Origin of the sequence: Mesorhizobium sp. M0016, assembly GCF_040324035.1 — a bacterium.
Taxonomy (GTDB): Bacteria; Pseudomonadota; Alphaproteobacteria; order Rhizobiales; family Rhizobiaceae; genus Mesorhizobium.
In genome coordinates, this window is sequence record NZ_JAMYVM010000011.1 from 147,179 (window position 1) to 172,216 (window position 25,038).

At 63.0% G+C, this 25,038-nt stretch carries 21 protein-coding genes and 1 pseudogene; 17 read left to right on the top strand and 5 right to left on the bottom strand.

The features are described from left to right. Positions 1-50: 50 nt before the first annotated feature. From tolQ to ftsH, 8 genes are all read left to right on the top strand, one after another. Complete coding sequence (gene tolQ / locus NKJ88_RS17795) at positions 51-761, top strand: protein TolQ (RefSeq protein WP_023673844.1); 711 nt, start codon at positions 51-53, stop codon at positions 759-761. A 9-nt stretch (positions 762-770) separates the two neighbouring features. Further along, entirely contained in the window at positions 771-1,223 is a 453-nt protein-coding gene (gene tolR, locus NKJ88_RS17800; RefSeq protein WP_023673843.1) for a protein TolR, read from the top strand. A gap of 7 nt (positions 1,224-1,230) precedes the next feature. Further along, positions 1,231-2,388, top strand: coding sequence for a cell envelope integrity protein TolA (gene tolA, locus NKJ88_RS17805; protein ID WP_023684181.1), 1,158 nt, complete (start codon positions 1,231-1,233; stop codon positions 2,386-2,388). A gap of 38 nt (positions 2,389-2,426) precedes the next feature. After that, complete coding sequence (gene tolB / locus NKJ88_RS17810; RefSeq protein WP_023673841.1) at positions 2,427-3,731, top strand: Tol-Pal system beta propeller repeat protein TolB; 1,305 nt, start codon at positions 2,427-2,429, stop codon at positions 3,729-3,731. Between the two features lie 249 nt (positions 3,732-3,980). Further along, positions 3,981-4,487, top strand: coding sequence for a peptidoglycan-associated lipoprotein Pal (pal, locus tag NKJ88_RS17815; protein WP_023684182.1), 507 nt, complete (start codon positions 3,981-3,983; stop codon positions 4,485-4,487). A 211-nt stretch (positions 4,488-4,698) separates the two neighbouring features. Beyond that, positions 4,699-5,781: a tol-pal system protein YbgF gene (ybgF, locus tag NKJ88_RS17820; RefSeq protein ID WP_352444889.1), complete on the top strand. Its 1,083-nt coding sequence runs from the start codon at positions 4,699-4,701 to the stop codon at positions 5,779-5,781. A 51-nt stretch (positions 5,782-5,832) separates the two neighbouring features. Continuing rightward, positions 5,833-7,248, top strand: coding sequence for a tRNA lysidine(34) synthetase TilS (gene tilS, locus NKJ88_RS17825; RefSeq protein ID WP_352444891.1), 1,416 nt, complete (start codon positions 5,833-5,835; stop codon positions 7,246-7,248). A 103-nt stretch (positions 7,249-7,351) separates the two neighbouring features. Further along, positions 7,352-9,277 carry an ATP-dependent zinc metalloprotease FtsH gene (gene ftsH, locus NKJ88_RS17830; protein ID WP_023673598.1) on the top strand — a complete coding sequence of 642 codons (1,926 nt, stop codon included), beginning with the start codon at positions 7,352-7,354 and terminating at the stop codon, positions 9,275-9,277. Positions 9,278-9,343: 66 nt separating this feature from the next. Here the strand turns inward: ftsH and NKJ88_RS17835 are convergent, their stop codons facing one another. After that, positions 9,344-9,688, bottom strand: a complete 345-nt coding sequence (locus tag NKJ88_RS17835) for a winged helix-turn-helix transcriptional regulator (RefSeq protein ID WP_352444893.1) — start codon at positions 9,686-9,688, stop codon at positions 9,344-9,346. Between the two features lie 208 nt (positions 9,689-9,896). Here NKJ88_RS17835 and NKJ88_RS17840 point away from each other — a divergent pair, with 208 nt between their 5' ends. After that, a complete protein-coding gene (locus NKJ88_RS17840; RefSeq protein ID WP_023699188.1) occupies positions 9,897-10,661 on the top strand; it encodes an SDR family oxidoreductase in 765 nt (254 codons plus the stop codon). 28 nt (positions 10,662-10,689) lie between these two features. Further along, on the top strand, positions 10,690-11,565 hold the full coding sequence (locus NKJ88_RS17845) for an NAD(P)-dependent oxidoreductase (RefSeq protein WP_023736875.1): 876 nt from the start codon (positions 10,690-10,692) through the stop codon (positions 11,563-11,565). A 73-nt stretch (positions 11,566-11,638) separates the two neighbouring features. Here NKJ88_RS17845 and NKJ88_RS17850 read toward each other — a convergent pair whose 3' ends face one another. Together NKJ88_RS17850 and NKJ88_RS17855 are read right to left on the bottom strand one after the other, a co-directional pair. After that, the gene (locus NKJ88_RS17850; RefSeq protein WP_023744990.1) at positions 11,639-12,091 is read right to left on the bottom strand and encodes a hypothetical protein; all 453 of its coding nucleotides are present in this window, start codon (positions 12,089-12,091) and stop codon (positions 11,639-11,641) included. A 238-nt stretch (positions 12,092-12,329) separates the two neighbouring features. After that, positions 12,330-13,328, bottom strand: a complete 999-nt coding sequence (locus NKJ88_RS17855; protein WP_352444896.1) for a hypothetical protein — start codon at positions 13,326-13,328, stop codon at positions 12,330-12,332. A 343-nt stretch (positions 13,329-13,671) separates the two neighbouring features. Between NKJ88_RS17855 and glmM the strand changes: the two genes are divergently transcribed. The 5 genes from glmM (at position 13,672) to serA (ending at position 20,249) form a co-directional block, all read left to right on the top strand. Continuing rightward, positions 13,672-15,024, top strand: coding sequence for a phosphoglucosamine mutase (gene glmM, locus NKJ88_RS17860; RefSeq protein ID WP_023704880.1), 1,353 nt, complete (start codon positions 13,672-13,674; stop codon positions 15,022-15,024). Between the two features lie 252 nt (positions 15,025-15,276). Then, a complete protein-coding gene (locus NKJ88_RS17865; RefSeq protein ID WP_023806565.1) occupies positions 15,277-16,122 on the top strand; it encodes an outer membrane protein in 846 nt (281 codons plus the stop codon). A gap of 229 nt (positions 16,123-16,351) precedes the next feature. After that, entirely contained in the window at positions 16,352-17,212 is an 861-nt protein-coding gene (locus NKJ88_RS17870) for an outer membrane protein (RefSeq protein WP_352444899.1), read from the top strand. Positions 17,213-17,413: 201 nt separating this feature from the next. Further along, a complete protein-coding gene (locus NKJ88_RS17875; protein ID WP_352444901.1) occupies positions 17,414-18,589 on the top strand; it encodes a phosphoserine transaminase in 1,176 nt (391 codons plus the stop codon). Between the two features lie 58 nt (positions 18,590-18,647). After that, positions 18,648-20,249 carry a phosphoglycerate dehydrogenase gene (serA, locus tag NKJ88_RS17880; RefSeq protein ID WP_023699182.1) on the top strand — a complete coding sequence of 534 codons (1,602 nt, stop codon included), beginning with the start codon at positions 18,648-18,650 and terminating at the stop codon, positions 20,247-20,249. A gap of 64 nt (positions 20,250-20,313) precedes the next feature. Here serA and NKJ88_RS17885 read toward each other — a convergent pair whose 3' ends face one another. Then, a complete protein-coding gene (locus tag NKJ88_RS17885) occupies positions 20,314-20,778 on the bottom strand; it encodes a DUF2231 domain-containing protein (protein WP_352444938.1) in 465 nt (154 codons plus the stop codon). A 105-nt stretch (positions 20,779-20,883) separates the two neighbouring features. Then, positions 20,884-21,787 (bottom strand): annotated as a pseudogene (locus NKJ88_RS17890) (DMT family transporter). A gap of 209 nt (positions 21,788-21,996) precedes the next feature. On the opposite strand from NKJ88_RS17890, the gene NKJ88_RS17895 reads away from it, so the two are divergent. Both NKJ88_RS17895 and NKJ88_RS17900 read left to right on the top strand, forming a co-directional pair. Then, positions 21,997-23,295 (top strand): adenylosuccinate synthase, encoded by a 1,299-nt coding sequence (locus NKJ88_RS17895; protein ID WP_023684197.1) that lies wholly within the window; start codon positions 21,997-21,999, stop codon positions 23,293-23,295. 76 nt (positions 23,296-23,371) lie between these two features. Continuing rightward, positions 23,372-25,033, top strand: coding sequence for a hypothetical protein (locus tag NKJ88_RS17900; RefSeq protein ID WP_352444903.1), 1,662 nt, complete (start codon positions 23,372-23,374; stop codon positions 25,031-25,033). The last annotated feature ends 5 nt before the right edge of the window (positions 25,034-25,038 follow it).

Consider the following 25,038-nt stretch of genomic DNA (forward strand, 5'->3'; position numbering starts at 1 on the left):
GCCCATGGGCCAGCCGCCAGCGATGCCCGGAAAATCTTAAGGACTGAAGCATGGAAACTACCGCACTCGCCGATCCGGCAGCGCAATTGTCGATTTGGGCGCTGTTCACACAGGCCAGCTGGGTGGTCAAGCTGGTCATGATCGGTCTGCTCTGCGCCTCGGTCTGGACCTGGGCGATCATCGTCGACAAGCTGGTCAGCTATGCCCGCATGCGTCTGTCGCTCAATCGCTTCGAACAGGTGTTCTGGTCGGGGCAGTCGCTGGAAGAGCTCTATCGCACGCTTGCCGACCGCAAGACCACGGGCATGGGTGCGATCTTCGTTGCGGCCATGCGCGAATGGAAGAAGAGCTTCGAGAAGGGGGCCAAATCGCCGCTCGGCCTGCAGACCCGCATCGACAAGGCGATGGACCTGGCGTTGACGCGCGAGATGGAGAAGCTGGAGGGCCGTCTCGGCTTTCTCGCCACCACTGGTTCGGCCGCACCCTTCATCGGCCTGTTCGGCACCGTCATCGGCATCATGACCTCGTTCCAGGCGATTGCCGGTTCGAAGAACACCAGTCTCGCGGTTGTTGCACCCGGCATTGCCGAAGCGCTGCTGGCGACGGCCATCGGTCTTCTCGCCGCCATACCGGCGGTTATCGCCTACAACAAGCTGTCATCCGACGCGAACAAGATCGCGGTGCGGATGGAAGGGTTCTCGGATGAGTTCTCCGCCATACTCTCGCGCCAAATCGATGAAAAAGTAGCGCCTAAGGGCTGAGGTAAGAAGATGGGTATGTCGGTTGGCATGGCAGGACGCGGCGGGCGCGGACACAGGCGGCGCGGCCGCCACCATGCATTGATGTCGGAAATCAACGTCACGCCGATGGTCGACGTGATGCTGGTGCTCTTGATTATCTTCATGGTCGCCGCACCTATGTTGACGGTCGGAGTGCCGGTCGACCTGCCGGAGACGAAGGCCAAGGCTATGAACGCCGACACCCAGCCGATCACCGTTTCGATCGACGCGGCCGGCAAGATTTTCCTGCAGGAGACCGAAATCCCAAGGGAAGAGCTGGTCGCCAAACTGCAGGCGATTTCCAAGACCGGCTACGAAGAGCGCATCTTCATCCGCGGCGACAAGGCGACCAACTATGGCGCCGCGATGGAGGTGATGGCCCTCATCCAGGCCGCCGGCTACAAGAATATCGGCCTGATTTCACTGCAGCAACAGGATCAGTAGACGCACGATGAAGACCGGCCTCACCACATCGGTGATACTGCATACGGTGGCACTGGCTTTCGGCCTGTTCACCCTGTCGGCGCCGGCCGCGCTGCCGTCCACGGATGTCGAGTCGATAGCGGTCGACATCGTTCCCATGGAAGCCATTGCGCAGACGCTGCAGGGCGACAAGAAGGCGGTGATGCACGAAAAGCCGGCGCCGATGCCGACCAAGCGTCCCGACATCGTGCCAGATGCACAGAAAATCGGCGAGAACAGCGTTGATACCGACAAGCCGGTGACGGACGAGCCCAAGCCGAAGCTGGTGGAGAAAACAGCGACGGCTGCTCCGGCGCCGACCCCGACCGAAAAGCCGAAGACCGAGGACACGCCGAAGCCAAAGGAAGCGCCGAAGCCGACACCTGCGACGGAGGTGGCGCCGGAGCCGCAGCCGAAGGAAGAGGTCAAGCCCGAGCCGGTGAAGCAGGTTGAACCGAAGCCGACCCCGGTGAAGGAGCCTGCACCAACACCGCAGCCGGACACGACCGCCGCCATAGAGCCGAAGCCACGCGTGAAGCCCGATGCGGTCGCCGAAGCCATATCGGATCAGCAGCCTCTGGAAGAAGCGCAGCTTCCGACTTCCGCTCCTGCTCCCGAAGCACGGCCGAAGCCGCAGCCGGCGCAGGCCGAAAGCGCCAAGGCACCGGACCGCAAGGACGCTGACAAGCCAGTCAAGGAAGCCTCGTCGAAGCCGAAGTCGGATGACAAGCAGTTCAATGAGGCTGACATCAAGGCTTTGCTCGACAAGCAGAAGCCATCCGGCGGCGGCGCTAAGCGCTCGACCCAGCAAGCATCGCTAGGCGGCGACAAGGATCAAGGCCAGAAGCTGTCGAAGTCCGAGCAAGGGGCATTGGAAGAACAACTCGGTGGCTGCTGGACCCTCCCGGTTGGGCTTGAGGGTTCTGAGGATTTCACCGTGGTGATCCGTTTCAGCCTAGATGCCTCCGGCAAGCTGGAGGGCCGTCCGACCGTCGAGAAGTCCAGCGGCAACCCCCAGTTCGACAGCAGCGCGGTTCGCGCTGTGCAGAAATGCGATGTCGCCGGCCTGCAGGTGCCCGCCGGAAAGCATGACATTTGGTCCGACGTTCGCGTCAACTTCGATCCCAGAGCGATGCTTGGCCTGTAGCCTGAGCACCCAGAAATCAGCAAGAGAAGCGAGAAGACATGAAATCCATCCTCAAGCCGCTCCTGATGGTCGCCGCGATGGCGATGGGCATGAACGCCGTCGTCACCTTGCCTGCTCGAGCAACCCTCGAGCTCAACGTCAACAAAGGCAATGTCGAACCGATGCCGATCGCCATCCCAGATTTCCAGGGAGGGCTCGGCGCGCAGATTTCCGAGATCGTCACCGCCGACCTGAAGCGCTCCGGTCTCTTCGCACCGATAGACAAGAACGCCTTCATCGAGAAGATCGCCAATCCGGATGCGCAGCCCCGTTTCGACGACTGGAAGGTGATCAATGCGCAGGCGCTGGTCACCGGCAGCGTGAGCAAGGAGGCGGACGGCCGAATCCGCGCCCAGTACCGACTATGGGATATTTTTGGCAACCAGCAGATAGCCGGGGAGCAGTTTTTCGCCAACGACGCAAATCAACGCCGTGTCGCCCACATCATCGCCGATGCGATCTATGAGAAGCTCACCGGCGAGAAGGGCTATTTCGACACACGCGTCGTCTTCATCGACGAATCCGGCGCCAAGAATGCGCGTAAGAAGCGGCTCGCCATCATGGACCAGGACGGCGCCAATGTGCGCTATCTCTCCGATGGCCGCTCGATCGTGCTGACGCCGCGTTTCTCGCCGAATCGGCAGGAAATCACTTACATGTCCTATGAAAGCGGCCAGCCGCGGGTCTATCTGCTGCAGATCGAGACCGGACAGCGCGAACTGGTCGGCAACTTTCCCGGCATGACCTTTGCGCCGCGCTTCTCGCCCGACGGCCAGAAGGTGATCATGAGCCTGCTGCGCGATGACGGCAATTCCAACATCTTCGCCATGGACCTGCGAAGCCGCTCGACCACCCGGCTGACCAACTCGACCGCCATCGACACCTCGCCCTCTTATTCGCCCGACGGCAGCAAGGTGGTGTTCACTTCCGATCGTGGCGGCCGTGCGCAGATTTATGTGATGGGCGCCGACGGCTCGGGCCAGACCCGCATTTCGTTCGGCGACGGCGTCTATTCGACGCCGGTGTGGTCGCCGCGCGGCGACCTCGTCGCCTTCACCAAGCAGACCGGCGGCGAATTCCAGATCGGCGTCATGAAGACCGACGGTTCGGGCGAGCGCATCCTCTCCTCGGGCTTCCAGCAGGAGGGACCGACCTGGGCGCCCAACGGCCGCGTGCTGATGTTCTTCCGCGACTCCGCCGGCGGCCCAAAACTGGTTTCCGTCGATCTCACCGGCCGCAACGAACAGTCGATCCCGACCGCGAATTTCGCGTCGGATCCCGCCTGGTCGCCGCTGCTGGAGTAGTTTCGGCCGAATTGCCACACCTGCTAAAAAGGGGCCCGTTTGGCCCCTTTTCCATTCATTAGTCGCGTTTCGGCCGCATTTCCGCCTAGGGTCCGCGCCAACTGTGACTGTGGATTTGAAGGTCGTGGACGGACGATCGAAACCAAACATTAACCGTATTTCTTGAATGCCGGTTAACCCAAACGTGGTTACTGGGTGATCAACGAAATCACTCGAAATACGATCACTCGAATACGAAGGAGAGGCGGCATGGGCCGTATCGCAGCACTTACCAGAAACCCGGCGATGATCGCCCTGATCGCGATGCTCGCCATCACCGGTTGCGCCTCGAAGAAAACCCCGAACAACGCTGCCGATCTCGGTCTCAATGGCGCGGGTGCCGCAACGCCGGGCTCGGCGCAGGACTTCACCGTCAACATTGGCGACCGCATCTTCTTTGACACGGACTCGACCGCGATCCGCGCCGATGCGCAGACGACGCTGTCGCGGCAGGCACAGTGGCTCAACCAGTACAAGCAGTACGCCATCGTCGTCGAAGGCCATGCTGACGAACGCGGCACACGTGAATACAATCTGGCTCTCGGCGCCCGCCGCGCCGCCGCCACCCGCGACTTCCTGGTCGCCAGGGGCGTTTCGGCGAGCCGCCTGAAGACCATTTCCTACGGCAAGGAACGTCCGGTCGCGGTCTGCGACGACATCTCCTGCTGGTCGCAGAATCGCCGCGCCGTCACCACGCTCTCCGGCGCCGGCTCCTGATGAGTAAGACGGCGGCCTTAGTCGCATAATTGCAACACCTCCATGCGAAAGGCGGCCTTGTGGCCGCCTTTTTTAGTTTCGGCCCCGGAAACAAACCCGGAAACAAAATTTGGCCGAAGTCTCGCCTCCTGCTAAGAGCCGAGGGCGTCGTGCCGGTCCCACTGTGATCGGAAGGCGCGAACAGGCTCACGATATTCACGGCGAGAGGCACATGCATTTCAGATCGGTCTTGAGCGGCACGCTTGCGCTGCTGCTCGTATCAGGCTTCGCGGCTTCCGCGAGCGGCACCGGACAACCCTCGGATAGCGGCTTTTCCTTCCATCTGCCGACGCTCGGCATTTTCGGCAAGAAGGAGAAGCCGGAGCAGCAACAGATCGCGCAGCAGCAGGACGGCACCGCCGCCGCGGGGCTGGAAGATCAGCTCCGGCAGATGAACGGCAAGCTCGAGGAACTCAACTTCCAGATCCTGCAGATGCAGGAGCAGATGCGCAAGCAGCAGGAAGACAACGAGTTCCGCTTCCAGCAGTTGGAAGGCGGCTCCAGCGGGCAGCCGCCGGCCCAGAAGAAATCGGAGGCCGCGCCGCAGGACGGTGGCGCGGGCACCGGCGTCGCCGAGGCCCCGGCAGACCAGGCGCCGGCCGATGCCGGCGCGCAGTCGGATGGCGGCCAGAGCGTCGGCGAGGTCATCGTCGAATCGCAGACCGGCGATCCCGGCAAGGTGATCAACGGCACGCCGCCCAAGACCTTCGGCACCATCACCGTCGACAAGAACGGCAATGTAATCGACGCCGGCGGCAACACGCAGGCAGCGGCGCCGGCGGAAGGTGCGGCTCCCGCCGCCGAGGCGCCGGCTGCCGGGGCTAAGACCGGCAAGTCGGACGGCACGGTGGTGGCGGCGCTGCCTGCCACCAACAACCCGGAAGAGATCTACCGCAACTCCTACCAGTTCATCCTGTCGGGCGACTACAGCACCGCCGAGCAGGGTTTTCGCGACCACATCGCCCGCTTCCCGAAGGACGCCAAGGCGGCGGACGCGCATTACTGGCTTGGCGAATCGCTGCTTGGCCAGCAGAAGTATCATGACGCTGCCGAGGTTTTCCTCTCCGCCAGCAAGGACTATCCGAAGGCCAAGAAGGCGCCTGACATGCTCCTGAAGCTTGGCGTGTCGCTGGTCGGCCTCAAGCAGAAGGATGTCGCCTGCGCCACCTTCGGCGAGATCGGCAAGCGCTATCCCGATATTTCGGCCGCGCTCAAGGAACGCGTCAAGCAGGAGAGGGCGCTGGCGGCGTGCTAGTCTTTGCCGTGTTGTCCCAGAACCGGGACCACTTTTGCGCGACATGCACTGATGCTCGATACCGAGCCTGACCTTTCGAATTTTTCGCAGATCGACTTTACCAACGGCGCGCTTGCGGCCGTGTCCGGCGGCAGCGACTCGACCGCCCTCCTTCTTCTCCTCAAGGCTCACCTCGACCGCAGCGCCCCGACCGCCCTGCTGCTGGCGGTGACGATCGACCACGGCCTGCGTCCGGAAGCAGCAGTCGAAGCGCGCAGCGTGGCAAAGCTTTGTGCCGAGCGCGGCATCGCGCACCGGACGCTCAACTGGTCCGGCGCCAAGCCGTCGGCCGGCCTGCCCGCGGCGGCGCGCGAGGCGCGCTACCGGTTGCTGGCCGAGGCAGCGCAGGCGCAAGGCATTGGTGTGATCGTGACCGGCCACACCGCCGACGACCAGGCCGAGACCGTCCTGATGCGAGCCGCGCGGAATGATGGGCGAGATCTCGGTGAAACGGCAGGCCGAGGTCTCGCCGGCATGGCGCCGGCCACCCTCTATGACTGGCGGATCTGGATCGCGCGGCCGCTGCTCGGCGTACGGCGCGCGGCGTTGCGCGCCTTCCTGCAGCGCGAACATGTCGGCTGGGCGGAGGATCCGACCAACATCGACACGAACTTCGAACGCCCGCGCATCCGGGCCGTGCTCGGCGAAGACCGGAGCGGGCAGCGTTTTGCCGAAGCGATCGGCCTTGCCAGGCGGGCCGCCGGCCAGCGCGAACAACTCGGCCGCCGTGCCGCCGCCCTGATCGGTGAATTTGCCAGCCGGCCGGCGAGGGGTCTCATCCGTCTCGATCCCGGTCTTGCCGAAGCTGACGACACGCGAGCCGCGGTCTATGCGCTGCGTGTCCTGCTGGCGGCGACGGGCGGCACCGCCTTGTTGCCGGACCAGGCGCGCGGCGAAGCGCTGTTCGAGCAAATGCGGGCCGGTCGGCTTTGCGCCACATTGTCGCGGGCGGTCGTCGATATCAGGCGAAACGGCATCTTCCTGCGCCGTGAATCGCGCGACCTGCCGCGTTCCGCGCCGATAGCTGGCACTCTGCTTTGGGACGGTCGCCGGCGGATCACGCCAGACATCGAAGCCGGGGCGATCACATTGGGCGACAGTTCGGGTGCATGGTTGATCGCGCCGCTTGGCGCTGCTGCCGCCGCCAAAACGCCGATTGCCGGGGATGGCGCGCCGCCAAGCCTTGTGCGCGCCGCCCTGGCTGCGGAACCGGCGCTATGGCGCGGCGGCGAATGCCTTGGTTTTGCAGGGGATGTAGCGGCGGCGGCGGCAATCGCCGTCAGTCCCGCCGTTGCGCCCTTTGCCCGTTTTCTGCCGTGCTTCGATCTGGTGTTGGCGCAGGCCGTGGCCGAGTTGATCGGCGCACCGCCTGTCTCGGCTTGCCCTTTGGCCGCCACAGTGCCGGTTGATCATGGCGCGAAAGCTTAACCCAGACGTGCTGTTATGCTTGGCAAGGGGGGGCGCTCTCCCTATGTTAGGCGCAAGTTTCCTCTCATGACGCGTGTCCCAGCGGGCACCAACGGGACAATTGATGAATCCGAATTATCGCAATCTCGCGCTCTGGGCGATCATAGCGGTCCTGCTCATTGCTCTCTTCAATCTGTTCCAGACGCCGCAGACTCGCGGGGCCTCGACCGACGTTCCCTATTCGCAGTTCCTGCAAGAGGTCGCGGCCGGCCGGGTCAAGACGGTGGTCATCGCCGGCGCCCGCATCACGGGCACCTACGCCGACAACGCCAATGGCTTCCAGACCTATTCGCCTGGCGATCCGCAGCTGGTCTCGCGGCTGCAGGACAAGAACGTCACCATCAATGCGCGGCCTGAGTCGGACGGTTCCAACTCGCTGTTCAGCTATCTGATCTCCTACCTGCCGATGATCCTGATCCTTGGCGTGTGGATATTCTTCATGCGCCAGATGCAGTCCGGCTCCGGCCGCGCCATGGGTTTCGGCAAGTCGAAGGCCAAGCTTCTCACTGAGGCGCATGGCCGCGTCACCTTCCAGGATGTCGCCGGCGTCGACGAGGCCAAGGAAGATCTGGAAGAGATCGTCGAGTTCCTGCGCGATCCGCAGAAGTTCCAGCGCCTCGGCGGCAAGATCCCGCGCGGCGTGCTTCTGGTCGGACCTCCCGGCACCGGCAAGACGCTGCTCGCCCGCTCCGTCGCCGGCGAGGCCAATGTGCCGTTCTTTACCATTTCGGGTTCCGACTTCGTCGAGATGTTCGTCGGCGTCGGCGCAAGCCGTGTCCGCGACATGTTCGACCAGGCCAAGAAGAATGCTCCCTGCATCATCTTCATCGACGAAATCGACGCTGTCGGCCGCCATCGCGGCGCCGGCCTCGGCGGTGGCAATGATGAGCGCGAACAGACGCTGAACCAGCTGCTGGTCGAGATGGACGGCTTCGAGTCCAACGAGAGCATCATCCTGATCGCCGCCACCAACCGGCCCGACGTGCTCGACCCGGCGCTGCTGCGTCCGGGCCGTTTCGACCGCCAGGTGGTGGTGCCGAACCCCGACATCGTCGGCCGCGAGAAGATCCTCAAGGTGCATGTGCGCAACGTGCCGCTGGCGCCGAATGTCGACCTCAAGGTGATCGCACGCGGCACGCCGGGCTTCTCGGGCGCCGACCTGATGAACCTGGTCAATGAATCCGCTCTGATGGCGGCGCGCCGCAACAAGCGACTTGTCACCATGGCCGAGTTCGAGGACGCCAAAGACAAGATCATGATGGGCGCCGAGCGCCGCTCGTCGGCCATGACCCAGGCCGAAAAGGAACTCACGGCCTATCACGAGGCCGGCCACGCCATCCTGGCGCTCAACGTGCCGTCGGCCGATCCGCTGCACAAGGCGACCATCATCCCGCGCGGTCGCGCGCTCGGCATGGTCATGCAGCTGCCGGAAGGCGATCGCTATTCGATGAGCTACAAATACATGATCTCGCGGCTTGCCATCATGATGGGCGGCCGCGTCGCAGAGGAGTTCAAGTTCGGCAAGGAGAACATCACCTCGGGCGCCTCTTCGGACATCGAGCAGGCGACAAAGCTGGCGCGCGCCATGGTCACGCGCTGGGGCTTCTCCGACAAGCTCGGCCATGTCGCCTATGGCGACAACCAGGAAGAGGTTTTCCTCGGCCATTCGGTGGCGCGCACGCAGAACGTCTCGGAAGAGACCGCGCAGATCATCGACGCCGAAGTGCGCCGGCTGATCGACGAGGCCTATGTCACGGCCAAGTCCATTCTGACCAAGAAGAAGAAGGAATGGATCGCTCTGGCGCAGGGCCTGCTCGAATACGAGACGCTTTCGGGCGAAGAGATCAAGCAGCTGATCGCCGGGCAGAAGCCCGCGCGAGATTTGGGGGATGATACCCCCACAAGCCGCGGCTCGGCTGTGCCGAAGTCCGGCCGCCGCAAAAAGGGTCCCGAGCCCGAAGGCGGCATGGAGCCTCAGCCGTCGAGCTGAGCTGACATCACTTGATGCAAGAAAACGCCGCGGCTCAATCCGCGGCGTTTTGCTATTCAGGGTCTCTCAAAGAGCATGCGGGACGGATGCATTTGCTTTGCCGGGGCGCACACCGTCAGTCCGGCCAGCATGTTGCTTGCCCCATCTGGCCAGCGGGATCAGGGCATTGTCCAGCTCGATGCCGAATTCGGTAATCGAGTATTCGACCCTCGGCGGCACCTCGGGAAAGATTTCGCGATGGACGATGCCGTCGGCCTCCATTTCGCGCAGCTGTTGGATCAGCATCTTTTCGCTGATGTCAGGCACCAGCCGCTTCAGCTCACCGAATCGTGCCGGCGCCTTGTGAATCTGCCAGAGCAGTAGCGCCTTCATTTGCCGCTGATGACCTCCAGCGCCGGCCCCAATCCGCAACTATCTGGCTGTTTCTTTCCCATGTTTCATCCAATTCTGAGCAATCGGTGGGTAGCTTACATTTTTGTCGGTACTTGAGAAAAACCAAGCCGGTCCATAGCTTCAAACCAGCTCGCCGGCATCGGCGAACACCACAACATCATATCGGTACCTCGCTTCGACCTGCAAAGGCCGTCGGCGGCCGGATTTTGTCAAAAACGGATGGATCATGACACGATACGCAAACAAGAAGGCCGTTGTCATAGGCGGGACGCACGGCATGGGGCTCGCCGTTGCCGAAGCCCTGATCGAAAGCGGCGCCGAGGTCCTGGTCACCGGCCGCGACCAGCGCAACATCGAGGCCGCGCGAGCCAAGCTGCTTTCGCGAGCTCATGTCGTGCGGTCCAATATCTCAGACATGGCCGATATCGTCACGCTCGGTGCCGAAGTGGGGCAGAAGCTTGGCCAGATTGACTTCCTTCACGTCAATGCCGGGGTGGCCAATCTCGAACCCGTGGAGCGGGTCACCGAGGACAGTTACGATCGCACCTTCGACATCAACACCAAAGGCGCTTTCTTCACCGCGCAGCGCCTGCTGCCCCTCATCAGCGATGGTGGCGCCATAGTCTTCACCTCGTCGATCGCCGACGAATCCGGCACCGGCGGCATGAGCGTCTATTCCGGATCGAAGGCGGCACTGCGCGCCTTCGCCAAGGTCCTGGCCGCCGAGCTTCTGCCGCGCCGCATCCGCGTGAATGTGGTCAGCCCTGGTTTCATCGATACGCCGACGATGGGTGTGGCCGACGCCTCGGCCGAGGAGCGGGCCGCCTTCATGGCGATCGGCGACGCGGTCACGCCGATGAAGCGCCACGGCACGATGGAGGAGGTGGCGCGCGCAGTGCTGTTCCTGGCGTTCGACGCGACCTTCACCACGGGCGCGCGGCTGACCGTGGACGGTGGCCTTGGCCAGGACCTGAGCCCGACACCGGCGTAACCGCGCAACCAAACCAAGGAGAAGCAGAATGAGCGACATAACAGTGATCGGTCTCGGCGCCATGGGCACGGCGCTTGCCGAAGCCTTTCTGAACCAGGGACATGCGGTGACGGTGTGGAACCGTTCTCCGGCAAAGGCTGAGGCTTTGGCAGCCAAGGGCGCCATTGTGGCCAAGAGTGTCGAGGAAGCCGTCAGATCGAGTCCACTGATCGTGGCGTGCCTGCTTGTCTATGACACCGCTCGTGAGGTGCTCGGCCCAAGCCGAGACGCGCTGTCGGGCCGCACATTGGTCAATCTCACCAACGGCACGCCCGAGCAGGCGCGGGCGATGTCGGGCTGGGCGGTGAGCCAGGGCGCGAGCTATATCGACGGCGGCATCATGGCGGTGCCGCCGATGATCGGCGGGCCGCACGCCTTGATTCTCTACAGCGGTTCGCGCCAGGCGTTCGATGCCTGTTCGGGGCAGCTCGGAGCGCTCGGCACCAGCAAATTCCTCGGTGAGGATGCTGGCCTCGCGCCGCTCTATGATATCTCGCTTCTGACCGGCATGTACGGCATGTTCGCGGGCGTTCTGCAGGCGTTGGCATTGACGGGCGCAGCAGGAATCCCGGCCGGCGAGTTCATGCCGCTGCTGGCCTCCTGGCTTCAGTCGATGCAAGGCCTGCTGCCGAAGTGGGCGGAACAGATCGACAGTGGCGATCACACCAGCAATGTCGTTTCCAACCTGGGCATGCAGGTTGATGCCTACGTCAATCTCATCGATGCCAGCAGGTCGGCTGACGTCAGCACCGAACTCGTCTTGCCGATGCAAAGCCTGATGAAGCGCGGGGTGGCTGCCGGCCAGGCCAATGCCGATCTTACAAGCCTGGTCGCACTGCTCCAGCTCTCGAAACAAGGCGCTTGACGGGGCAAGACCCAAGAGAAGGCCCGCCAACCTTGCGGTTGAGGGCCTTCGATCTTCAAACGCTGCTGGTCGATCAGCTCTTCAGCTTGGCGTTGCAGAGGCTGTAATAGCCGCCGCCCTTCTGGATCCAGCGAAGGCCGTTCAACGTACCCGCGTCCTTGTTGCCGTGGTAGCCCTGCAGGCAGGTCTTCATCCGCGCCTTCGAGGGCTTCTCGGTCTTGAATTCGGCGGCGAGGGTGGTCGGGAATGTCACGCCCGTCGGCGCTACAGCGGGGGCGACCGCCGCGCTGGTTTCCTTCTGCGGCTGCGGCTCGGTTTTGACCGCATCCGCATTGGCACTCTCCGCAGCTGACGTCGCACACTTCTCGGTGCGGAAAGCGGTCCAATCCATGCCGTTCAGAGTGCCGCCTTCCTTGGCTGTGCGATAGGCCTCGCCGCATTCCTTCATTGTCAGTGCGCTTGCAGGGGTGACGCTCCACGCAATCCATGCCGTCACAGCCAATGCCGCCAATTTCAATCTGGACATAAGACCCTCCTGGTTGACAAAAGTTCGATGTCCTTTTGTATACCGTTTGTTCTGCATATGTTCAACTGGAATCTTTGCGCCAACCGTAAGTCTGCGGTGGGCAGTGTGGGCGAATAGATGATGCCAACACCTTCCGCGATATGTAAACGCGAGCAACGCCAGATGTTTTCGAGCGCAATAAAAAGGCCCGCGCATGTTGCGATGCGCGGGCCTCTGTCTGGAGAATATGGCTACGCGATCAGCTCTTCAGCTTGGCATTGCAGAGGCTGTAGAAGCCGCCGCCCTTCTGGATCCAGCGCAGGCCATTCAGCGTGTTGGCATCCTTGTTGGCGTAGTAGAGCTCGAGGCAGGTGTGCATGCGGCCCTTGGCCGGCGTCTCGCCGGCGTATTTCTTCGAGATCGCGGCCGGGAACTTCACGCCCTTGGGAGCGGTGACCGAGGGCTTCTCGGGCTCGCTGGTATAGGTCGCCTCGCTCGGAGCCGGCACCGTGTCGTCGTCATCTGCGCCTGCGCCGCATTCGGCCTTGCGGAAGTCGTTCCACTTCTTGCCGCCCAGCGTATTGGCAGACTTGGCAGCCTGGTACTTGGCGCTGCAATCGGCCATGCTCAGGCCCTTGCCGCTGCTGTCGGCAGCTGCCTTGGTGGTTGCCTTGGCGGGTGCTGCCGCGGCCGAGGCCCCGGCGGCGCATTCGGTCTTGCGGAAGTCGTTCCACTTCACGCCGTTCAGCGTGCCGGCGGCCTTTGCCGCCTGGTACTTGGTGCTGCATTCCTTGGCCGTCAGGCCCTTGGCGCCATCGTCGGTTGTGGCTGCGGCCTTGGTCGTGGCCGGTTCTGCCGCGGCGGACGCGCCGGCGGCGCATTCGGTCTTGCGGAAGTCGTTCCACTTTGCGCCATTGAGCGTACCGGCGGCCTTGGCAGCCTGGTATTTAGCGCTGCATTCCTTGGCCGTCAGACCCTTGGCGCCGTCATCAGCAGCGGCGGCGGCCTTGGTCGTGTCCGTCTTGGCCGCAGCGGCCTTCTTGGCCGCCGGCTTTGCGGTCTCGGTGGTGGCCGCCGCGTCGGTGCCGCACTCGGCCTTCCGATACTGATTCCAGGTCTGCCCGTTCAGCGAGCCGGCGTCCTTGGCAGCATTATACTTGGTACTACACTGGGCCATGGTCAGCGCGCTGGCGGGCGCCGCCATGAACAAGGTTGCGACGGCAAGACCCGTCAAAGTTGCAAGTCGGTGGATGAGCATGGCGTTCTCCCGTTGCTGCGCCCACAGGTTGTACCTGTGTCAATCAATAGCTCTCAACGCTAGGCTGCGCCAGATGCTAAACGGCGTTCTCCCGATAAGGTGATGGACCCTTGCGATCTGCCGCTCCAACAGTCCGGCTTACCGGCCCAATCTGAGCAGTGTGGCCCAGTGTGAATGCTATATTGCGGCAACACCGTGTCATGATACGCTGCCAACGCTCCGAACAGCCTGCTACAATGATTTTCTAAGAATTGGTAATATACAATCACACAATGTGATAGTCGGGCTCGGACCAATTGTGGCATTACGAGCCGGCTGAAAACCGACGGGGATTCTGGCAAGCATGGCAGGACGTTATTTTGGCACCGACGGCATTCGCGGGCGCGCCAACAAGTTTCCGATGACGGCTGAGATCGCGATGCGGGTCGGCATGGCCGCCGGCCTGTCGTTCCAGCGCGGCAGCCATCGCCACCGCGTCGTGCTCGGCAAGGACACCAGGCTGTCCGGCTACATGATCGAAAACGCCATGGTGTCCGGCCTGTGCGCGGCCGGTATGGATGTGTTCCTGCTCGGCCCGATCCCGACACCGGCGGTCGCCATGCTGGTGCGCTCGCTGCGCGCCGATATCGGCGTCATGATCTCGGCCTCGCACAACCCTTATTACGACAACGGAATCAAGCTGTTCGGTCCCGATGGCTACAAGCTCTCCGACGAGATCGAGGAGCGCATCGAGAGCATGCTCGACAAGGATATCGAACTGGCGCTCGCCGATTCCGACGGGCTCGGCCGCGCCAAGCGCGTCGACGGCGTGCATGACCGCTACATCGAATTCGCCAAGCGCACGCTGCCGCGCTCGATGTCGCTGTCGGGTCTCAGGATCGTCGTCGATTGCGCCAATGGCGCGGCCTACAAGGTGGCGCCTGCCGCACTTTGGGAACTGGGCGCCGAGGTCATTGCCATCAATGTCGATCCGAACGGTTTTAACATCAACAAGGAATGCGGCTCGACCCATCCGGCCGGCCTGCAGAAGAAGGTGCATGAAGTGCGCGCCGATATCGGCATCGCACTCGACGGCGATGCCGACCGTGTCGTCATCGTCGACGAGAACGGCACCATCGTCGACGGTGACCAGATCATGGCGCTGATCGCCGAGTCCTGGCACCAGAGCGGGCGACTGGCCGGCGGCGGCGTCGTCTCGACGGTGATGTCCAATCTCGGCCTCGAACGCTTCCTTGGCGACATGAAGCTGCAGCTGCATCGCACCAAGGTCGGCGACCGCTATGTCGTGGAGCATATGCGCGCCCATGGGTTGAATGTCGGCGGCGAGCAGTCGGGCCACATCGTGCTGTCCGATTTCTCGACCACTGGCGACGGGCTGGTCTCGGCGCTGCAGGTGCTGGCCTGCATCAAGCGGCAGAACCGGCCGGTCAGCGAATTGTCGAAGAAATTCGAGCCGGTGCCGCAGCTGTTGAAGAATGTCCGCATCGCCGGCGGCAAGCCGCTTGAAGAAGCCTTGGTCAAGGCGGCGATCGAAGATGCGCGCAACCGTCTTGGCAAGGCCGGCCGCCTGGTCATACGGCCCTCCGGCACCGAGCCGCTGATCCGCGTCATGGCCGAGGGCGACGACCCACAGCTGGTCGAGGCCGTGGTCAACGACATCGTCGACATCATTTCGGAAACGCGCAGCGCCGCCTGATTGCGCTGCCTTACAACGGCAGGGGCGAACTGCCGGCTCAAGACTTCAAGCCCGCCTGCAGGCGGGCTTTTTGTTTCGGCCAGGGTTGGTCCCAGCGTCATGGCGGCGGAGGCCGTTTGCTAAAATGTCGAGAATTCGTGGTTAATCGACAGGGTTAAACGCCTTTTAACTTTTGCAATTCATTATCCACAACTGAGGTCAAACACATTCGAGCGGATTCAAAGTTCCGACGGGTTCTCAGGGGTGACAAACATGTTCAATACAGCAAAAATGGCTTTCCTTGCCGCGCTGTTCGCAGGCGTGGCCGGGCCAGTATTCGCCGCCGATCTTGCGGAGCCGCCAGTGGTCGAAGAGGCGCCGGCGCCGATCGCCTACGAGCAGCCGGCGGATTTCGGCGGCTGGTACATCCGCGGCGATATCGACTATCACTGGTCGAAGTTCCGCGGTGGTGACTATATTACCTACGGACCCGGCACGAACGACTTCGACACCGGCAAGCTCAAAAGCGCATTTTCGGCCGGCGCCGGTGTCGGTTACCAGATCAACCAGCATTTCCGTACCGATCTCACACTCGACTGGATGAGCAAGTCCAAATTCCGCGGCTCGACCAGCGGAACCTGCGGCGATCTGCTTCCTTGTACTTCCGTCGACACTTCCTCCTATTCGGCATTGTTGCTCCTCGCCAATGCCTATGTCGATATCGGTACTTGGCACGGCGTGACGCCCTATGTCGGCGCCGGCATCGGCGGTGCATGGCTGAAGTGGGATACGCTGCACAACACCGACAGGGACGGTTCGTTCGAGCACCGCGGCGGCAAAGGCTGGCGTTTCGCCTACGCCCTCATGGCCGGCGCCTCCTACTGCCTGACCGACCGCGTCAAGCTCGATGTCGGCTATCGCTACAGCCACATCAATGGCGGCCGCATGTTCGAATATGCTTCTGGACTGGGTGGCACCACCGGCGCTGGTCCGGGCTTCGATCGCGGCATCAATGTGCACGAAGTGCGCGGCGGCCTGCGCTACCAGTTCGGCCGGTCGGACTGCGCCCCGCCGCCGGAGCCTTACCAGCCCGAGCCCGAGCCGATCTACACCAAGTAGTCGCTTCGAAATCCAGGAATTTGCGAACCGCCCGGCCATGCCGGGCGGTTTTTGTTTGCCGATTGCGGTGCACTTCCAGGCCGCGGCGTGCGGAGAGAAAGCCTATCGAAATCAAATCGGTAACGTCGCGTTATCCTTAACCCGCACTTAACCACTATGGTTAACAATGCCCACTGAAACGGCGCTTGCGATCAAAATGAAGAGCGCCAATTTCAGGAGCCGGGGACCCATGAATTTCAAATTGCTGACAGCGCCGGCACTTGCCGCACTCGCGCTAGCGCTGCTGACGCCGGCGCAAGCCGCGGACTACGACCCGCCGATCTATGTCGATCAGGCGCCGGACTATCAACCGGTCGAGGTCGGCTCGGGCTGGTATCTGCGGGGGGATGTCGGCTACGCGTTCAGCCATCCCTTCGAGCATGAGGAAGCGACAACCGGCCCGCTTAACAGCTTTACCGATGAGAGCAGCCTTTTCACAGGCAGTCTCGGTATGGGGTATCATGTCAACGACTATCTTCGGGTCGAGCTGAACGGCGGGATTCTTCCGACCGACAAATTCGGGGAACACGCCAAGTTGGCAGCCACTTGCGACGGCCATACGCTTGTGGACGACGGTTTTGGCACCATCAATTCCGTCGCGGCTACGCAGGCATGCGATCTTTCCGACAATGCTTCCAACAAAGGCTACAGCATCATGGCCAATGGCTATGTCGATCTCGGCACCTATGTTGGAATCACTCCATATCTTGGCGGAGGGGTCGGTGTCGCATACAATAAATATTACAGGAGCATTGGGGCGAAGGATTGCGTGGAAGTGGCCCCCAATTCGTCCGGCACGGGCGGGTTCTCTTGTGATGATCCGGCCGGCTACGAGGGTGCAACGGATAAAGAGGGCAAATTCAACCTTGCTTATTCGATTGGGGGCGGTCTTTCCTATCAGGTGGCCAAGAACGTGTCGGTTGACCTTGGCTACGAATATTTCTCGGTGCCGGGCGCCAAATACGTCGCTTATGACAGCGGCGCCTTCAACATCCACAAGGGCATCAATTATCAGACGGTCAAGCTCGGGCTGCGCTACGACCTCTGGTAGGCTGGCTGCAGATACGAAACCCGACGGCGGATCTCTTCGATCCGCCGTTTGCGTTTGGGCTCACGACATCCTGATGCCGGACTGCTTCTATCTTGTCAGCGACAAAAACTTTCCTCTTGACGCCTGAGGGCTGAACGCATATCGCCGTCCGTGGGCCACCCCTCCCCAACGAGGGGCCACTATCTGGAAGGATAGACCACGATGACGACGCATACGAAGCCCGGACTCCGTCCGGCAAATCCCAATTTCTCCTCAGGTCCCTGCGCAAAACGCCCCGGCTGGTCGGTCGAGGCGCTGAAGAATGCCGCGCTCGGCCGTTCCCACCGCGCCAAGATCGGCAAGACCAAGCTCGAACAGGCGATCGAGCTGACTCGCGAAATTCTCCAGGTTCCGGCGGATTACCGTATCGGCATCGTGCCGGCGTCGGACACGGGTGCTGTCGAGATGGCGCTGTGGTCGCTGCTCGGTGAACGCGGTGTCGACATGGTGGCATGGGAAAGCTTTGGCTCGGGCTGGGTGACCGATGTCGTCAAGCAGCTGAAGCTCGCCGATATCAGAAGGATCGAGGCAGGCTATGGCGAACTGCCGGATCTCACCAAGATCGATTTCGACCGCGATGTGGTCTTCACCTGGAACGGCACGACCTCAGGCGTGCGCGTGCCGAATGGCGATTTCATACCGGCGGATCGCAAGGGCCTGACCATCTGCGATGCCACCTCAGCGGCATTCGCGCAAAAGCTCGATTTCCAGAAGCTCGATGTCGTCACCTTCTCCTGGCAGAAAGTGCTGGGCGGCGAGGGCGCACACGGCATGCTGATCCTGTCGCCTCGCGCCGTCGAGCGACTGGAAACCTACAAGCCGGCGTGGCCGCTGCCGAAAATCTTCCGCCTGACCTCGGGCGGCAAGCTGATCGAAGGCATCTTCAAGGGCGAGACCATCAACACGCCGTCGATGCTGTGCGTCGAGGACTATCTCGATGCGCTTCATTGGGCGAAGTCGATCGGCGGTCTCGATGCGTTGATTGCCAGAGCCGATGCCAATGCCGCCGTGCTAGATGGGTTTGTCGACAAGTCGTCCTGGCTCGGCCATCTCGCGGTCGATGCGGCGACACGTTCCAACACGTCCGTATGTCTGTCCTTCACCGACGCCGATGTCGCGGCGCTCGACGCCGACGGGCAGGCGGCTTTCGCCAAGGCGATCGTCTCTGTGCTCGACAAGGAAGGCGTCGCGTACGACATTGGATCCTATCGCGATGCACCTTCCGGCCTGCGCATCTGGTGCGGTGCCACCGTCGAGACATCCGATCTCGAGGCGCTGCTGCCTTGGCTCGACTGGGCCTTCGCCACGCAGAAGGCTTCGCTGAAGGCCGCAGCCTGAGATTTCGTGGTGGCCTGCGGGCCGCCCTTTCCCGACAATCCAGTTCAAGGAGGCCGCCATGGCGCCCCGCGTTCTCGTCTCTGACAAACTCTCCACCACCGCCGTCCAGATATTCAAGGACCGCGGTATCGAGGTCGACTATTTGCCCGATCTCGGCAAGGACAAGGAAAAGCTGCTCGAAGTCATCGGCCAGTATGATGGCCTTGCCATCCGCTCGGCGACCAAGGTCACGGAAAAACTGATCAACGCCGCGACAAGACTCAAGGTCGTCGGCCGCGCCGGCATCGGTGTCGACAATGTCGACATCCCCGCGGCGAGCCGCAAGGGCATCATCGTGATGAACACGCCTTTCGGCAATTCGATCACCACGGCCGAACATGCGGTGGCGATGATCTTTGCACTCGCACGGCAGATCCCGGAGGCCAATGCCTCGACCCATGCCGGCAAATGGGAAAAGAACCGTTTCATGGGCGTCGAGATCACCGGCAAGACGCTGGGTGTCATCGGCTGCGGCAATATCGGCTCGATCGTCGCCACGCGCGGCGTCGGCCTGAAGATGCATGTCGTTGCCTTCGACCCGTTCCTGTCGGACAAGCGCGCCGAGGAACTCGGCGTCGACAAGGTCGAGCTGGACGAGCTTTTCGCCCGCGCCGATTTCATCACGCTGCACACGCCGCTGACCGACAAGACGCGCAACATCATCGACGCGGCGGCGATCGCCAAAATGAAGAACGGCGTGCGCATCATCAATTGCGCGCGTGGCGGGCTCATCGTCGAAGCCGACCTGGTCGCGGCGCTGAAGAGCGGCAAGGTGGCGGGCGCCGGCGTCGATGTGTTCGAGGTCGAACCGGCGGAGAACAACGCGCTGTTCGGCATGGAGAATGTGGTGGCAACGCCGCATCTCGGCGCCTCGACAGCGGAAGCGCAGGAAAATGTAGCGCTCCAGGTGGCCGAGCAGATGGCCGACTATCTGATCAAGGGCGCGGTTTCGAATGCCATCAACATGCCCTCGATCACGGCCGAGGAAGCACCGCGGCTGAAGCCGTTCGTCAAGCTCGCCGAAGTGCTCGGCGCCTTTGTCGGCCAAGTCACCGAGGACCCGATCAACGAGGTCGAGATCCTGTTCGACGGCTCGACCGCGACGATGAACACGCGTGCCCTGATCAGTGCCGCGCTTGCCGGACTGATCCGGCCGCAGGTCGCCGACGTCAATATGGTGTCGGCGCCGATCATGGTGAAGGAGCGCGGCATCATCGTCGCCGAGGTCAAGCGCGACAAGTCGGGCGTGTTCGACGGCTACATCAAGCTGACGGTGAAGACCGAGCACATGACGCGCTCGATCGCCGGCACCTGCTTCTCCGACGGCAAGCCGCGCTTCATCCAGATCAAGGGCATCAATCTCGACGCCGAGGTCGGCCAGCACATGCTCTACACAACCAATGCCGATGCGCCCGGCATTATCGGCCTGCTCGGCACGGTGTGCGGCGAGAACGGCGTCAACATCGCCAACTTCCAGCTCGGCCGCAACCGGCCGGGCGGCGACGCGATTGCGCTGCTCTATCTCGACGCGCCGTTCCCGGAAAAAGTGCTGGAACAGGTCAAGGCGCACAAGTCGATAGACTCGGCCAAGCGGCTGCAGTTCGACGTCAACGCGATGTAGTTGACGTCGTGGCGGACGCGGCGGTCCTCCCCCCATCATTGGGGCGGCCGCCGCACAGGCCGGTTCAGGTCAATTCGTCTGAGCCGTCGGAGACGCCCACGCGATGCCGATAGACCAATTCCCAGCCCTTCCAGCCTGTAAACAGCAGGACCAGAACCACGATCAGCGATAAGATAAAGCCGGTCGGGATCACAGCCGCCGCTCCACCGACATAACGCGAGTACCAGTTATAAAGCTCGATCAGCACGACGAGCACGTTGCCGCCGGCATGGAGCCATGCCGTCGTGAGATTGCGGATCTGAACATCGCCGAGAACGTCCGTCAGGCCGGTAAGAGCGGCCAAGGCGCCCATGATCAGGCCGGCGCCGAGAAGCCAAAGCGATCCGGTGACCCACCCGGGATCGGCTGTTTGCCAGAAAATCAGATCGCAAACGAAGGTGCCGATAAAGAAGGCGATCGGAAACGGAATCAGCATTGGATGAATGGGGTGACCGGCAATGCTTGCTGTGCTGCGAGGGTTGTGGCTCATCTTGTTGCCTCCCTCCCCAGCAAACTCCGCCAGAGGTAAAATGTTCCAGGTCGGCGCGCGGCAGCAGTTATCCCGACGGCGGCGCAGCGCGGCAGCGGCCAAATGTTATCCGCAGCGGTTCGGTGCCGACATCTTGCGCCCGCTGTATTCGGCGAGCGAAATGCCGCCCAGCACCAGGGCAAGCGCCAGCGCCTGGTAGAGCTGGAATGTCTCGCCGACGATCAGCACTGACAGCAGCGTGCCGAAGATCGGCACCAGATTGATGAACAGCCCGGCACGGTTGGCGCCGATCAGTTCGTTGCCCCTGATGTAAGTGATCTGCGAAATGACCGAAGCGCCGATCGCGGTATAGACGATGACCACCCAGCCGCTGATATCGGGGACGATAACCTTGCCGGCGGCGACCTCCCACAGGAAGAACGGCAGCGAGGTGATGAGGGCAGCGATCGCCAGGGACAACATCAGGCTCTGCCAGCGCATCACCGGCTTCAGCCGCAGCCCGACCGAATAACCGCTGTAGAGGACGACCGCGACCAGCATGATGGCGTCGCCGAAATTGAGTTCCAATGGGAGCAGCCGGCGCGGATCGCCGGCAGGCAGTCAAGATGACGCCGAAGATGGTCAGCACCACGCCCGCAATCTGAGCCCAGCTCACGCGCAGGCGGAAGAAGAAGAAATTGGCAATGATGATCAAGACCGGCATCGCCGCCTGTTCGATCGAGACATTGATCGCCGTCGTGTAGTTGAGCGCGGTGTAGAAAATGGTGTTGAACAGAGTGAAGCCGCTGGCGCCAAGTGCAGCCAGGACGAACCAGTGTTTGCGCACCACCGGCCAGTCCTCCCTGATCGTGCGCCAGCCGATCGGCAGCAGGATCGCGACGGCCAGCACCCAGCGCAGGAAGACCAGCGTCATCGGCGAGACGTGATCGACCGCCAGCTTGCCGGCGACGGAATTGCCGCCCCACAACAAGGTGGTCAGCAGCAGGAACAGGTAGGCGCGTCGATGCATTGCGGGATTCCGGCCGCCTGGGAAGTTGTGTTTGCCGGCCTATTGCCCCCGCCGACGCAAGTAAATGATGTCAAAGCCGAAAATTGTTGTGCCTCAGGGCATTTTCGGCGGCAAAGAAAGGTCGCGCTTGCGAGGTCTTGACGCTATAGAGGCCTGTCGTTTCGAACCATATCCAGGCCGCCAGGGCGGCATCTCAAGGGAAAAGAAACATGGCCAATGTGGTGGTCGTCGGCTCGCAATGGGGCGACGAAGGCAAGGGCAAGATCGTCGACTGGTTGTCGGAGCGCGCCGACGTGGTCGTGCGCTTCCAGGGCGGCCACAATGCCGGCCATACGCTGGTCGTCGACGGCAAGGTCTACAAACTGTCGCTGCTGCCGTCGGGCGTGGTGCGGCAAGGCAAGCTGTCGATCATCGGCAATGGCGTCGTCTTCGACCCGCACGCCTTCGTCGCGGAAGTGGCAAAACTCAAGGCGCAAGGCGTCGAGGTCACGCCGGACCGCCTGAAAATAGCCGAAAACACGGCGCTTATCCTGTCGCTGCACCGGGAGCTGGACGGATTCCGCGAGGACGCCGCCTCCAATTCCGGGACGAAAATTGGCACGACGCGTCGTGGCATCGGCCCAGCCTATGAAGACAAGGTGGGCCGGCGCGCGGTTCGGGTGATGGATCTGGCGGATTTGGAAACGCTGCCTCTCAAGGTCGACAGGCTGCTGACGCATCACAATGCGCTGCGTCGCGGGCTTGGCCATGGCGAAGTCACGCATGAGGCGATCATGACCGAGCTGACCTCGGTCGCCGATGAGATCCTGCCCTATATGGACCGCGTCTGGAAAATCCTCGACGACAAGCGCCGCGCCGGCGAACGCATCCTGTTCGAGGGCGCGCAAGGCACGCTGCTCGACATCGACCACGGCACCTATCCGTTCGTCACCTCGTCCAACACCGTTGCCGGCCAGGCAGCCGCCGGCTCGGGGGTTGGCCCCGGCGCCATCGGCTATGTCCTGGGCATCACCAAGGCCTATACGACGCGTGTCGGCGAAGGCCCGTTCCCGACCGAGCAGAAGAACGAGATCGGCGAATTTCTCGGTACGCGTGGCCACGAATTCGGCGTCGTCACCGGGCGCAAACGCCGTTGCGGCTGGTTCGACGCCGTGCTGGTGCGCCAGGCCGTCGCCGTCAACGGTATCAAGGGCATCGCCCTGACCAAGCTCGACGTGCTCGACGGGCTGGATGAGATCAAGGTTTGCACCGGCTACCGTCTCGACGGCGAAACGATCGACTATCTGCCGGCCAGCCAGGGCGCGCAGGCGCGTGTCGAGCCGGTCTACGAGACGCTCGAAGGCTGGAAAGGCACCACAGCCGGCGCGCGCAGCTGGAACGACCTTCCGGCGCAGGCCGTCAAATATGTCCGTTACATCGAGGAGCTGATCGGGGCACCCGTCGCGCTCCTTTCCACCAGCCCGGAACGGGACGACACGATACTTGTGACCGATCCGTTTCAAGACTAGTTTTCTGAAGCCTTTCCGGGCATCGCGGCCGATTTGCGGGGGCCGGCGCGGAAACAAAATACAGGTCGACTGAAGCATGGCAGATTTCGTTGCTATTCTGAAAAAGGCGCTCGACAAGCACGGCGACGAAACGCCCGAAAAGCGTACGCGGATCTATGAAAGCGTTCGTACCATGCTGGCGAAGAAGCTTGCGGAGTATTCGCCGCCGCTGGCCGCCGAAGCCATAAGCACGCAGAAGCGATCCCTGGAAGATGCCATCTCGAGCGTCGAGCGCGACTATGCCAGGGCGGTGCCGGCATCCGATCCGCTGGCGGAGCTGGAGCACATCTTCTCCTCCATCGACCGCAACAAGAACCAGTCCAGTCATGTAAAGCCTTCCGCCACGCCTGCGCCGGCCTGGCAGCCGGCGAAACCCGTGCAGCCGGCGCCGACCGCCAGGACAGAGCCGAGCTGGCAGAGGCCCGCGCCGACACCGCCGTCGCCTGCGGCGCGTGCAGAAACCATCGACAAGCAAGCCGTGGAGCTGGACGCCGACGACGACAGCGCCGATGTGTTCGCCAATGACGAGCAGCCGGTCGCGGACACGTTCCAGCGCCTGCGCCCAGCCGAGCGCAGGCGCAGCTATGGCGGGTTGATCGCGGCTGCCGTCGCGCTTCTGGTGGTCGCCGGCGGCGGCTATGGCATCTGGCTGAACAAGGATGCCTTTGGCTCGATGCTGGGCCTCGGCGGCGACACCAAGACGGTCTCGACCGAACCGCTGGTAAAGCCGGCGCGGGCCAAGCCCGCGGCCGATGCACCGGCACCGGCCGCTGCCGGCGAGGGAACGAAGTTCACCCAGCGCCTGTCGCCCGAAGGCGGTGAGACCGACCCCGGTCCCGCGGCCGGTCAAAGCGGCATCGGCGAGGGCGAGTCCGTCGCCGCGCTGACCACACCGCCACCCCCGGCTCCAGCACCGCCTGCGGCGGCGCCAGCGCCTGCGACCCCGCCGGCCGGCGACGCCGCAGCCACGGGCGCGCCCACCACGCCGGCGCCCGACGCTTCCGCCACGCCACCGGCAACGCCGCCCGCCGATGGCGCCGCTCCGCCGGCCAATGGGGCAGCACCGGCTGATGCCGCCGCCACGCCGCCCGCGGCCGGCACGCCGACCGCGGCGCCGGCCGCCGCCGCTTCCGAGCCCAGCGTTGCGGTCGGCCAGAAGGCGATCTTCTACGAGGAACGCACCTCGACCGCGCAAGGTTCGGCCGAACCCGGCAGCATCGTCTGGTCGCTGGTGCAGGAATCGCCCGGCGGCGATCTGCCTCCCGAGCCGGCGATCCGCGCCGAGGCGACCATTCCCGGCAAGGACATCCAGCTGCGCATGACCATCCGGCGCAATACCGACCAGACGCTGCCGGCCAGCCACATCATCGAGATGATCTTCCTGACGCCCGAGGGCTTTGACGGCGGTGGCGTCGACAACATCCTGCGCGTCGCCATGAAGAGTTCGGAACAGGATGCCGGCAGCCCGCTGATCGGCATTCCGGCCAAGATCGCCGACGGCTTCTTCCTGGTGGCGCTCAACGACACCAAGGCCGACGAGGACGCCAATATGACCTTGCTCCGAGGCCAGGACTGGATCGACGTGCCGGTGGTCTACAAGACCGGACGCCGGGCGCTGCTGACCATGGAAAAGGGCATTCCGGGCGAGAAGGTGTTCGACGAGGCGCTGAAGGCCTGGCAGGCCAAGACGGCAGGTTGACGGGC